Annotated in this window: 14 protein-coding genes; 6 read left to right on the top strand and 8 right to left on the bottom strand. The window is 63.2% G+C overall.

From position 1 onward, the window contains the following. Positions 1–112: 112 nt before the first annotated feature. Positions 113–370 (bottom strand): hypothetical protein, encoded by a 258-nt coding sequence (locus ABZS69_RS26295; RefSeq protein WP_355377141.1) that lies wholly within the window; start codon positions 368–370, stop codon positions 113–115. A gap of 308 nt (positions 371–678) precedes the next feature. Beyond that, entirely contained in the window at positions 679–1881 is a 1203-nt protein-coding gene (locus ABZS69_RS26290; RefSeq protein ID WP_355377140.1) for an MFS transporter, read from the bottom strand. A gap of 181 nt (positions 1882–2062) precedes the next feature. Here ABZS69_RS26290 and ABZS69_RS26285 point away from each other — a divergent pair, with 181 nt between their 5' ends. The 3 genes from ABZS69_RS26285 to ABZS69_RS26275 are packed head-to-tail and all read left to right on the top strand — an operon-like array spanning position 2063 to position 5024. Next, the gene (locus tag ABZS69_RS26285) at positions 2063–2986 is read left to right on the top strand and encodes a hypothetical protein (protein ID WP_355377138.1); all 924 of its coding nucleotides are present in this window, start codon (positions 2063–2065) and stop codon (positions 2984–2986) included. After that, entirely contained in the window at positions 2983–3555 is a 573-nt protein-coding gene (locus ABZS69_RS26280; protein ID WP_355377137.1) for an ATP-binding protein, read from the top strand. The genes ABZS69_RS26285 and ABZS69_RS26280 overlap by 4 nt, the downstream gene beginning before the upstream one ends. A gap of 14 nt (positions 3556–3569) precedes the next feature. Continuing rightward, positions 3570–5024 (top strand): ASCH domain-containing protein, encoded by a 1455-nt coding sequence (locus ABZS69_RS26275; RefSeq protein WP_355377135.1) that lies wholly within the window; start codon positions 3570–3572, stop codon positions 5022–5024. Positions 5025–5249: 225 nt separating this feature from the next. On the opposite strand, the gene ABZS69_RS26270 is transcribed toward ABZS69_RS26275, so the two are convergent. From ABZS69_RS26270 to ABZS69_RS26250, 5 genes are all read right to left on the bottom strand, one after another. Then, positions 5250–5396: a hypothetical protein gene (locus ABZS69_RS26270; RefSeq protein WP_355377133.1), complete on the bottom strand. Its 147-nt coding sequence runs from the start codon at positions 5394–5396 to the stop codon at positions 5250–5252. Positions 5397–5756: 360 nt separating this feature from the next. Then, positions 5757–6671 (bottom strand): HNH endonuclease, encoded by a 915-nt coding sequence (locus ABZS69_RS26265; RefSeq protein WP_355377131.1) that lies wholly within the window; start codon positions 6669–6671, stop codon positions 5757–5759. Between the two features lie 120 nt (positions 6672–6791). Next, on the bottom strand, positions 6792–8378 hold the full coding sequence (locus tag ABZS69_RS26260; protein ID WP_355377130.1) for a YDG/SRA domain-containing protein: 1587 nt from the start codon (positions 8376–8378) through the stop codon (positions 6792–6794). 29 nt (positions 8379–8407) lie between these two features. Beyond that, entirely contained in the window at positions 8408–8752 is a 345-nt protein-coding gene (locus tag ABZS69_RS26255; RefSeq protein WP_355377128.1) for a hypothetical protein, read from the bottom strand. Positions 8753–8929: 177 nt separating this feature from the next. Next, positions 8930–9196, bottom strand: a complete 267-nt coding sequence (locus tag ABZS69_RS26250) for a GntR family transcriptional regulator (protein ID WP_355377126.1) — start codon at positions 9194–9196, stop codon at positions 8930–8932. A gap of 97 nt (positions 9197–9293) precedes the next feature. Here ABZS69_RS26250 and ABZS69_RS26245 point away from each other — a divergent pair, with 97 nt between their 5' ends. The 3 genes from ABZS69_RS26245 to ABZS69_RS26235 are packed head-to-tail and all read left to right on the top strand — an operon-like array spanning position 9294 to position 10106. After that, positions 9294–9515, top strand: coding sequence for a hypothetical protein (locus tag ABZS69_RS26245; RefSeq protein ID WP_355377124.1), 222 nt, complete (start codon positions 9294–9296; stop codon positions 9513–9515). Next, on the top strand, positions 9512–9805 hold the full coding sequence (locus ABZS69_RS26240) for a hypothetical protein (RefSeq protein ID WP_355377122.1): 294 nt from the start codon (positions 9512–9514) through the stop codon (positions 9803–9805). Before ABZS69_RS26245 ends, ABZS69_RS26240 begins: the two co-directional genes overlap by 4 nt. 34 nt (positions 9806–9839) lie before the next feature. After that, positions 9840–10106, top strand: coding sequence for a hypothetical protein (locus tag ABZS69_RS26235; RefSeq protein ID WP_355377120.1), 267 nt, complete (start codon positions 9840–9842; stop codon positions 10104–10106). Positions 10107–10319: 213 nt separating this feature from the next. Here ABZS69_RS26235 and ABZS69_RS26230 read toward each other — a convergent pair whose 3' ends face one another. Then, complete coding sequence (locus ABZS69_RS26230) at positions 10320–11072, bottom strand: DUF429 domain-containing protein (protein WP_355377118.1); 753 nt, start codon at positions 11070–11072, stop codon at positions 10320–10322. Between the last annotated feature and the right edge of the window lie 7 nt (positions 11073–11079).

Genomic DNA, 11079 nt, shown 5'->3' with positions numbered 1-11079 from the left:
CCGGCACCCCGGCACCCCGGCACCCCGGCACCCCGGCACCCCGGCACCCCGGCACCCCGGCACCCCGGCACCCCGGCACCCCGGCACCCCGGCACCCCGGCACCCGCGAAGGCTAGAGGGAGCCGGGCTGAGGCAGGGTCTCGGATCGGGCGGTGCTGAGATGCTCGTTCAGGTGCCGCCGAAGCCCTGCCACCTCGTCGCCGAGAGCTGCGAGATCTTGTCTGAGCTCGGCCCGGAACTCGGTGATGTCGGCCTTCACCTGTTCGGCGATGCCGGCCATCGTGGTCTTGATCGCGTCACTGATGGGCGCGCCCACTTCGAGTGCCCGCACCCGCGACGTCAGGTCGAGAAGGCATGCTTCCACGTCCATGTGTTCCTACCTTTACGGCAGAGGGGGAATCCCCGAACTAAACTTCGCCCATGGTCCCACTGCGTGAGTGTTCGGTGACGGACAGTTGGTGAACGTGCCGATGGGTGCTCGTGATCAGGCAGTGGTTCTTTCATACCGGTGCCTAGATTCCTTCTCCCCAGAAGGAGAATCGAACTCCCGGGGTGCAGACCGCCGAACAGCCCCGGCCAGCGAAAACGTGGTCAAAGCGACGGATCTCAAAAGGCCGGGCACCGGGTCGACGATCGATACAAGGTCTCCGGTAGGCGAATCAACGACCAAGAAGACCATCAAACGCGCTCATCTTCGGTCTGCACGGCTGGTGATGCAGGTGCTTCGGCAATCCTGACGACACGTCGCTGGAGCACCAGTGCCCAGATCGTGGACAGGAGAGCGAATGCGCCGAGAGTGGCGAAACCGGTCCCCACGTTGGTGTGGTCCGTGACGATGGCCACGAGCAGCATGACGGTGATGGTCGCGGCGAGCCCGCCGCCGTTGGCGAGACCAAAGACCCGTCCGATATCCGCACGACCGGCCCGGGCCATCAGCAAATTTCGCGAGGAGATCCTCGCCTGGCCGAAAACGAACGCACCGATGGGGACCAGCACGGCCAGTCCGGTGATGCCCAGTTGTCCCTGAGCGACGATGAGCAGGCTGCACGCGAGGAAGCCCACCATGGCGATGCCCAGATCGGAGTACCGCTGGGCGAACAGCCGGTACCCCGCAGCGGCGGCCAGGAAGCCGAGGCTGCCCAGGGCGTCGATGGCCCCGAAGGTGCCCGCGCCGCGACCGAGCTCGACCAAGACGTACATGGGCAAGAGGGCGTTGAAGACGGTGACCACGACACTGCCCTGCGCGTACAGAAGGATCAGGCTGCCCACAGGAAGCGGCGGACGACGCGGACCCGTGACCTCCACCGGCTCGGAGGCACGGTCGGCGACGGCTCCGGCACGCCCGACGGCGGCCACGCAAAGGGCCGAGACGGCGAACGTACCCGCGTTGAAGACGAGCAAGGGGACGGCGCCGAAGACCTGGACGGCGAGGCCGCCGACAGTGGCGGACAGCAGCATGCCGGCCTGGGTGGCCATCTCGTAGCGGCCGTTGAAACGGCGCAGGACATCACCGCCGGGCACCCGCTCCTTGATCAGCGCCGCACTCGCCGGCACGAAGATCGCACTGACCAGGGCGAGCGCGAAGTTCGCGGCGTAGATGCCGACTTCGGCCGCACCACCTGCGGCCAGCCACAGCGGCAGGCCGAGGGCGACAACGGCGCTCACCGTGTCGCAGGCGACCCACAGGACGCGCCGGTCCAGGCGGTCCGCCAGCCGCCCCAGGTACGGGGACAGGACGGCCTGCGGCAGCGCGACGGCGATGAACAACCAGCCCACGGCCATCATGGTCTGCTGTTCGCGGGCCAGCAGCAGCGCCCCGGTGATGAGTTGGACATTGTTGCCGAGCGCGGTGGTGAAGGCCGCCGCGATCAGCAGCCGCATGGTCGTGCGATGGGGGATCTCAACGGGCATGCGCACAGTCTCCGCATCATCACTGACATCAAATGTCAGTGGAGATGCGATCGCACCCGTCCCGTATTCGCTCGTTTTCAGGATGACTCATTGGGCATTTTCTGGGCATGGTTCTGGGCATTTTATGGGTATGATGCGCGATACTGGTTTCATGCTGGATGAAGGAGTCGCTGGCGCGGCAGCCGACGCGTTGCCTGACGAAGTCCGCGTGCTGTTGCGCGGCGGGCTGCCGGTGCGGGCGGACCGGTGCGGGCCGACGCTACTGGGGTTGCATGGGGTGAAGGCGCGGGCGCTGCATCCGGAAGACCCTGCGAGCCGGGCGCGTGCGCTGGACGGTCTGCTGCGGGAGCAGCTCGATCGGTTCGAAAACGTGGAGCTGGCTCCGGCGGCCCGCTTGCTGTTCGGTGCCGAGGTTACGACCTCCGGGGCGACCTTGACGGCGCGACGGGAAGCAGCTGCGAGGGCGTCGAAGTACGAGGTGCACCACTTCCGCAAGCGCATCGAACCCAAGCTGACCGAGCTGATCGCCTGGCAGCTGCGCCGCGACAGCGAGGAGTTCACCGAACGGCATGCCACCCCGCCCGATCTGCATGTCGCCTCCCGGCCGCTGGCGCTTCCGGCTGATGTGTTCGCGTGGGAGGCCGCCGAGCATCAGCACGCCATGGCAGCGTTGTGGGGGGCGGTGTACCTACTGCGCGCCGAACTGCTGACGGTCGCCCGCCTGATCAGCATGGATGCCTCGGCGGATGAGGTCGACCAGGCCGCGCTGGTCGCGTTGTGGCGGCACGGCCAGGTTCTGGCCACGAGCGCCCGCTACCGCGCCGCCTACGGGGCGGTGCTGTTGCATGAGGCGACCCGGGGCCCGGAGCAGATCGCCCGGTACGCCGGATGGACCCCGAGCCTCACCCCGGCACAGGAGCTGCTGCTCACCGAGCTCGCCGACCCGGCCCAGGGGCTGTCCGACTTCACCGCGCGGCTGGACGCAGCCGCAGGCGGTCCCGAGCTCGCCGCCACCTGGCGGCGGAAGCTGTCCGGCCGCGATGGCGGCCCCGACCAGGAAGCGATCACTTCATGAGCCTGGATGCTCTGCTCAACCCCGATACTCCGCCCCGCCGGTACGTCGTGACCGGAGGTCCATCAGCCGGCAAGGAAGCCGCCCTGGCCGAACTGCACGCCCGCGGCATCCCTGCCACCGAGGGCGAGCCGGCTCGGGAGATCTACCGCAAGCACCGCGACAGACTCGGTCGGCATCTGCAGGTCGGCGACCGCCGCGCCTACTCCCGCGACGTGCTGGAGGCGTTCGTCGCCGAGTACTGCGACCACAAGTTCGGGCTGCGCTTCTACAACCGCGGCATCCCCGACGGGTACGGGTGGGACGCCTTCTTCGGCCTCGGCCCCTACCCCGAACTCGAAGAGGCCACCCGGATCTACCGGTACGACGCCGTCTTCGTGCTCGACCCGCTGGACGACTTCGCCTCCGAAGACGACTTGGTGTGGGCAAAGGAGCGCGAGATCCGCCGCGTCCACGAACTGATCATCCAGGGCTACTACGACGCCGGCTACCGACCGATCTTCGTCCCCGCCGACGAACCCGGCCGTCGCGTCGACTTCATGCTCGCCCAGCTGCCCGTGCCGACGACCTGACCGAAAGAGGCGTGATGAACGGCCGTATCGACAGTGTGGAGATCATCAGCCCGAACAACGTGCTGGCCAACGCGATGCTGCGCGCCGTGGACATGGTCCGGCCACGGCTGCAGGCCGCCAATCCCGACAGGGTCGCATTCTGCGTCGGCACCCAGATCAACGGCGCCCCGCACCTGGGCACCTCCCTGGTGCAGACCGCGGCGTTCCTGCTGGCCAAGCAGACCAAGCGAGCCTTCGGCGTCGACACGATCGTCCGGTTCGGGGCACTCGACAACGCGCCGTACGACATCCAGTTGGACCCCGAAACCCACCACGCCTACCAGCAGACCTACTTCCACGCCCTCGGCGCCGACGCGGTCGACGACTTGATCGACAAGTACTACCGGGCCATATTCGACTCGCTAGCCGACGCCACCGGCGTCGACTACGAGATCGAGACCTACTCCGCCCGGCAGGCCGAACCCGCGTTCCGGCACGAGTTCCTGGCCACCCTCGGCCGCCTGGACCAGATCCGCTGGCCACTCGCCCCCTCGCACGGCCAGGTACACATCCGCCTGCCCTGCCCGGCCTGCGGATGGGCCGAAAAACGCGCCGAACGCACCCGGCTGCTGCGCACCGGGTCCGGTGGCGCGGACTTCGCCGCCGTCTGCACCGATCACGGCGACTACGAGGTCGCGATCACCTCCGACACCAGCGCCTACCTCGACCTGGCCACCCTCTACCGGAACCTGGTCAAGGAGCGCCTGACCGTCCGCGACCACGTCACTCTCTCGGTCATGGTGAAGGGCGGCGACTGGGCCTACGGCTGCCAGCTGGTCGACGAGGCCTTCGCTCAACTGCCCGGCCTGGCGCCGCCGCCCCGGGTGTTCACGCCGATGGTGCTCACCGACACCGGCGCCAAGCTGTCCAAGTCCCTCATCCGCGAAGGCCGCGTCCCGCCGCCGCCCGGCACCCACCCATGGATGCTCGACATCACCGAATGGGACGGCGACACAGATTCCTTCGTCGACGCCATGGTCTGGCTCGTCGACCGGATGCTTGCCGACCCCAAGCACTTCTACCGCTCCTACACCACCGCCGAAGTCGACAGGATCATGACCGCACGCCCGACCACCAGGACGGGCGTGCGCGCCCGTGAGATGAACCTCTACCGCCGCTACTTCGACCTCGTCGCCGACGGCTCCAAGACCATCGAGGTCCGCGTCCAATACCCCAACCTCCGCAACCTCAAGGCCGGCGACCACATCCGGTTCGTCTGCGGCCGCGACGACGCCCTCACCCGCGTCAAGCGCGTCACCCGCTACACCAGCTTCGAGGAGATGCTCGATACCGAGGGCCCTGAAAAGGTCAACCCGACCAGCCCCCGCGACCAGCAACTCGCCAACATCCGCCGCATCTACGGGCCCGAGAAAGAAGCCCTCGGTGTCCTGGCCATCGAGATCGAACTCGTCGCCGAACCCACGCCCTGACCCACCTGCATCGGAACGACCAGTGGCGGTAACTCAGCGGTCTCCAGCCCACTATCGCCACTGGCCGTCTCGTTGTTGCTCAAGCCCTGTCCCGCGCCACCCAACTTGAGGATGTATAGGGGAGGCTAGTTCCCCACCCTGCACCAGACGGCGGGGAAGGGCACACAGGCTCATATCACCTGCAAACTCCGCGTCGGCCAACAGCGGCCAATAACCCCGACCGGATCAGTACTCGTCGAACGACAGTTCCGGCCGGCCGTCCCGAATGGCGATACGACCGATTCCCTTCAAGCTACCGCCTCGGATGACGTGTACCTCGACGAGGAAATCGTCGGCCAGGTCATCGGCGCCCTCGGGCTTAGGAGTGACCATTTGCAAGACTTCGCTACTAGGCGTGACTGAGCTACGAGGCCTCTCGCCTTGCCCGCCAGAACGAGATCAACGTCGCCTTCTCCCACCCGCACTTCGAGCTCTGGCTCTGGCTCCACTTCGCGTCAGGCCCACCTGGTCGGCTCGGCGGATACCGTACAGCGATCCCGGCGAAGCTTAGAAGGATCAAGGAATTCGCAGACTTCGAAAAGCTCGTCGAGTCTCATCACTTTGAGTCACTGATCAAGGAAGGTCGACAGGCAACGGCGGTCAAACGTGACCGTCCTCCCCCGGCGCTGGATCTCAACGAGCGACATCGTCGGAGTTCGGCAGCGAGATGTAACGGACTGGAGCACCTACACCTCACATCGCAGTGCGGAAACGTTCGTAGCGCTCTTCGAGGAGCTCAGGGTCCGGATGATCAGCGCGTCGCCGAGGCAGTGTGAGCCTGAGATTTTGCATCTCCTGGAGCCCATGCTTCAGCATCGGCCCGTCGGTCTCCTCAAGGATGTCAGCGCGTACCTCGATGACGTAGTCGGGCCGGACGCCGAGGATGTTCTCGTCGTACGCCGCATGGTGGATCTTGCACAGGGAAACGCCGTTGGACACGGCAGGGACACCACGAGTATCACGGTCAGGGATGATGTGGGCGGCATCGAGGAGTGATCGATGCCGCAGGTGACACATAGCGCAGGCAGTCTCGTACGCTTGGATCACCCGCTGTCGAAACACTGGTTGGTGCAGCCGCTGCTGGGTAAGCCTCTGGGAGTAGCGGCGCTCAATCTCGCTTGTCACGCTGCCGATCGATAGATGCCGCTGGGCCTCATCAAGCGCAACCGCTACCTGAGACTGCTCAACCTCGACAGTAATGATCCAAACGGGGAAGAACGGCAAGTATAGCCCCTGCTTGACGCCGAAGAACCACATCAGCGGCACCCGTTGCTCGAAGGCGACCCGTAGCCCAACATTGGTGTAATGCTGTGGATTGCCCTGGAACTTGTACCGCAGTAGGCCGTCATCTCCCACGGCGTCCTCGTAGGGCGCGCGTGCACCGTCGGAGGTGTAGGTAGTCAGGATTGACAGTGCACCGCTCATACCTTCCGGTTTCCTAATGCCCAACCGGTTGTCGATCAGCGGGATCGTTCGCCCCTCAAACTGGAAGCGGAGCAGTTCGTCACGCCGGACAACAGGGTCTTCGGCCGTGCATCGTTGACGAAGCCATGTCATGGCGGCCGCTCGCACCCGGCCGTCGAAGTCGTCTCCAAGAGGAACGATCATAGCTTGTATTTCTACACCTAGGTCACATGTGGCCGCTAGAGGCAGAAGACAGGCCCTACAAGGCCAAATGATCCGTGACCAAATTCACAGCGAACCAAAATACACATGGACGCCGCAAGCTTACCTAGTGCGGGGATAGAGGCTCACATGGTGCTCGCGATGGTAGCGCAGGTACATCTTATTGATATCATGCTTCACGGTCAACTCTCCAAACGGCTCGCCATCAACCTGGTTGATAACTTGAAAATTGTCATCGATAATGATCGCACCGTATTTAAAAAGGTCGCGATGGTTTGAACAAAGACACAGCATGTTATCGATAGTGTCGGGGCCTTCGTGAGGCAGCCCCAATCCTTTGACGTGCACAGTATATGCAAGACAGAGTGCGCCCGGGGCCTCCAGAACGACATCGCAAATCTGACAAGAGTAGCCATAAAGCTGTTTTAGCTTATCCGACAGGACTATATCTGCATATACGCCTGCCGAAATTTTCTCCCAGCGGTCAATGTCTGGCCGGTGAACAGCTGTATTTCCTGCCCAATCTACGCCGTCAGAGCCTTTTTCGAGTCGAAACTGCAGTACAGTGGGACCGTCGACGCTTCGCTTTGTCCAATAGTCGGTTACCTTGAATAGGCCGTCATACCTATAGCCGTAGTCTGGAGAATGCTCCGGATTGCCGGCCGCGCCTCGAACAACGCGGACGGGCAGCCCCGTCATGACGTTCCTAATTAGAGCAGCGTTACCGGAATGCTTAGGTGATTGGTCCTCAATCTGCTTGCCGCTGTTGGGATCACGTCCACCGTGGCCCGTATAGATGATCACACTTCCATAGTCACTGTCATCCTTATAGCCGCCCGAGACTACGATCGATTCAGCCCCACCACGTTCCGCAGTGCCGCAGATACCAGCCTGTAGCGGTCTATGGATTCCAGCATCATGCAGCTCGCGACGGCTCGCAAAGAGAACAACCGACTTTGGATTCTCAACAGGACCGTAATGCGATTTTGTCGGCTTGTCGTATCCTTTATTTCGGAAGATCGGCAGGTCGGCGCCGAAGTCCCTCTCCCGATTTTGAGGAATAGGCAAACCTTTTTCCCTTAGCGCCGCTCGCGCATGCTTAAAAAGCATGCCAACCGTAAGGAATTCTGGTTTGTCAGGGTCGCCGTTTCGAATCAGGTCGATCAATTCGCCGGTAAACGCGCTGTGTTCCCCCACCACCATGGCATTCTTCATTGCGGCAGCCATTACATAGGCGCCACTTGTTGCGGCACTGTCTGCCACAAGCTCGGTGTTATCTTCATCGCCCATAACATTGAGGGCGCGACCACTATGACAGCAGTCAAGAATGACAATTCTATGCCGAGCCTGGCTATCGAGTAATTCGTTCCTTAAATGCTCGTATCGCACGGCAGTGTATAAGCGGGTCTTATCTGATCCAGGCAGTGTCAAGTATAATTCACTTGCCGCCGAATCGAACAACCCGTGGCCGGCAAAATAAACCAGTAGCGTGTCTCTCGCTGCAGCAACGGCCTCTCGGACAGGATCAAGCATTTCGATGGACGATTGCGGATTTGATATGACTGTGCAATTCTCCGGCGGAAGTCCCCAGAGCGTCTCATCTTGAAGCAACTCTTGCAACGCTTGCAGATTATTCTCAACGGCTGGCAGTTCGTGCATACACGTATATCTGCTTGTGCCGAGGAGCACTGCACGTGACTTAGTTACACTAGGCGACGTCAATCGTGAGGCTCCATGGCGTTTAGAATTTTCACAACTTCATCTATGCTGGCCCCAGATACTTCCACTCGCACCCCACCACGCTCGATTGTTACCTTCGGCTGCCGTCGTTGTGTAGCCATCCATCCAAGGACAACATCAGCAAGGGTTGGGATCTGGAGACTACTGGTAATTATCAAGCTGATGAGGTCGAGCGTGTCGCCCATCTCGTTAGGATTTAATTCTTTCGAGACCAGGCAGATTTCCGCGTGTTGTCGAACATTTGGCTCGTCACGCAACCAGTCGTATAACGACCGCAACTCTCGCTCGGCGTACTCTCCGTCGATCCGGATGTTGATACTCAAAGGTCGCCTGCCTCCTACGTGTTCCTCTCGATCACGTACAACGCAACCAGAGTACAGGAGCAACCTTCCTAGATGCCCCGTAAGCGACGAAATTCGACCAATTCCTGTCTATCGTGATCAAATCCGCGCGATATGTGGAGGATGGGGCAGAACTGGGCGTTTGTAGGCGCTTCGAACCTAGCTGCTGGGTTTCCGCTCCTCGGAGGTGCTGGTGTCATTAGATGGGCTAACGAAGGTGCCCTTGCCCAGGACCGAATAGAGCGTTCCGTCCTCAAGCAGGGCGTTCAGTGCCCTACGGGCTGTCCCCTTGGACACGCCCAGCTCGACTGCCAGTCGCGGCTCACCCGGGACAGGCATGCCTGTTTGATACACCCCGTCAGCGATCCGGCGTCGGATCTCGTTCACCACCGCTTGCCAGCGCAGCTCATCGGGCTTGAATTCCATGTAGGTAACGGTAGGAACCCATAGGTTCCATTTCCTTCCCCGGGGTACCTATGGGTACCCCTAGGCAGGAGGGGGAAGGTTGGCGTAGCCTGCAACTATGCAACAGACAGCCGGCTGCGACCTGGATGAATTGCGGACCGCGTTCCCTGCCTGGTCGTTCTTCCGGAGCGATGCGGGCGTGTTCTACGCGACCCGGCGCGGTGTCCACCTCCGTAACACCGACATCGACAAGGGCCTGCGGCAGACGGTGAGTGCGGAGGATGTGACGACGTTCGTGTCACTGCTCGAAGACCAGACCCAAATGGCGGTGAGATCGTGAGCGATCCGATGTCGCACTTCGACTATCACGGCCTGCACGTCGCGGCCAGGCAGGCGCAAGCCGTACGAGTGGACTGGACACGAAGCCTGCCGCGTGCCGATCGGTTGCGGATTCGCGAGCACACGTGCGTCTGCACGTATCCGATGTTCGAGCTGTGCACGGCGGCCGGACTGTGGTTCGTCCGGCGCATCGCCGACAAAGCTCCCGAGCTCATCATGGAGAGTTCCTGGATGTCCGCAAGCGCAGCTCGGGATCTATGGGTGCAGATCGTGACCGGTCAGGCGTGGTGACATCGATCTTCGCCATAGAAGGGAGCCACCGGAGGTGAAGACCTTCACGGTGACCGTTGCCGGTATTGAGCGGTTCGACGGAGAGGCGCCCTACACCTGGATTGTGGAGGCATCTGACGTGAGGAGCGCCATGAACAAGGCCATGGCCTACCACGCGCTGTCACAGGATCAGCGGATATGTGACCTGGAAATTGATCCTCTTCACACGTTCGAGGGTCTTCCGCCTGAGAACTGCGGATACAACTGGAACGACCTGCGGCCTGCTGCTCTCGAAGCCAACGACGTTGATGGACGAGTTTGAGGAGAGACCCTTCGCCGGCCACTCGTTGAGCCGTGGCCTGATGCCTGCCAAAGCCAGGCCGCGCTCACGCGATCTGCGCGGTGTGCGCCTCAACTCAGGAATTGGAGCGCATCATGACCGCTCGCCCCGTAAGCAGCCCAGGCGTGTGCGCTCGGGAGATGAACCTCTACCGCCGCTACTTCAACCTGGTCACCGCCGGCCGTAAGGCGTTCCTCATCTGTCTGTGACAAGGCCGTCCAGGGGTGCGGTGGGCAGGGCGATCCAGCCCTCTGTCGCTGCCGCGCCTGCCTGTTCCGCCGTTGGTACGGTGACCAGGCCGAGGGCGGAGGCGCGGGCGGCGAGGGCCGAGACGACGGCGTCGGTGGCGTGGTCCGAGGACCGGCAGAGTGGCTCGTAGTCGCCCAGGTCCAGCCACGGCGCCGCCTCCTGGAGTCGGTCCACGAGGTGGCCGAGTTCGGCGAGGTTGGCGGTGCGCTTGTAGCCGCGGTGCGGCAGGCCCCACCCCTTCAGGCAGGCCGCCGGATAGACCTCCACGACGGCCCCGGTGCCGCGGCGGTCGACCGGGTGGTCGCGGCGGGCCAGTTCAGCCAGCAGGGCGGCGCAGCGCATGGTGGCGTGGGCGATGCGGTCGGCTGACACGCTCAGCGGGGTCAGGCCGGTCTGCTCGTGTACGACCTGGTCGGTGACCCGTAGTGCCAGATCGCGGCGCCAGGCCCGGCCCGGGAGGCCCGCCGGCACCTGGACGTGACCGGTACGGTGGGCGGTTACGAAGTCGATGAACCGGTAGGGCCAGCCGAGCGGGCAGTCGATCCCCGCCTTGTCCGCGGCCATGATCGCCTCGACGATCACCTCGTCGTCCGCCCCGGTCACCACCCTGACCAGCCGCGCACGCCCGGCCGGCCAGTCGAGCCAGGCCACCGCGGTTCGCACCGCCTCCGCGGCGAGATCGACGCCGACCGTCAGCATCCGCGGG

This window comes from Nonomuraea sp. NPDC005650 (genome assembly GCF_040605375.1).
Lineage (GTDB): Bacteria > Actinomycetota > Actinomycetes > Streptosporangiales > Streptosporangiaceae > Nonomuraea.
Note: the sequence above shows the minus strand (reverse complement) of the source record. Positions and strands in the feature narration are given on the sequence as shown.

Bases quoted from the DNA above. Each gene is read 5' to 3' on its own strand.
- ABZS69_RS26295 (WP_355377141.1), bottom strand. From the start codon at position 370: ATGGACGTGGAAGCATGCCTTCTCGACCTGACGTCGCGGGTGCGGGCA.
- ABZS69_RS26290 (WP_355377140.1), bottom strand. From the start codon at position 1,881: ATGCGGCTGCTGATCGCGGCGGCCTTCACCACCGCGCTCGGCAACAAT.
- ABZS69_RS26285 (WP_355377138.1), top strand. From the start codon at position 2,063: ATGCTGGATGAAGGAGTCGCTGGCGCGGCAGCCGACGCGTTGCCTGAC.
- ABZS69_RS26280 (WP_355377137.1), top strand. From the start codon at position 2,983: ATGAGCCTGGATGCTCTGCTCAACCCCGATACTCCGCCCCGCCGGTAC.
- ABZS69_RS26275 (WP_355377135.1), top strand. From the start codon at position 3,570: ATGAACGGCCGTATCGACAGTGTGGAGATCATCAGCCCGAACAACGTG.
- ABZS69_RS26270 (WP_355377133.1), bottom strand. From the start codon at position 5,396: ATGGTCACTCCTAAGCCCGAGGGCGCCGATGACCTGGCCGACGATTTC.
- ABZS69_RS26265 (WP_355377131.1), bottom strand. From the start codon at position 6,671: ATGATCGTTCCTCTTGGAGACGACTTCGACGGCCGGGTGCGAGCGGCC.
- ABZS69_RS26250 (WP_355377126.1), bottom strand. From the start codon at position 9,196: ATGGAATTCAAGCCCGATGAGCTGCGCTGGCAAGCGGTGGTGAACGAG.
- ABZS69_RS26245 (WP_355377124.1), top strand. From the start codon at position 9,294: ATGCAACAGACAGCCGGCTGCGACCTGGATGAATTGCGGACCGCGTTC.
- ABZS69_RS26230 (WP_355377118.1), bottom strand. From the start codon at position 11,072: ATGCTGACGGTCGGCGTCGATCTCGCCGCGGAGGCGGTGCGAACCGCG.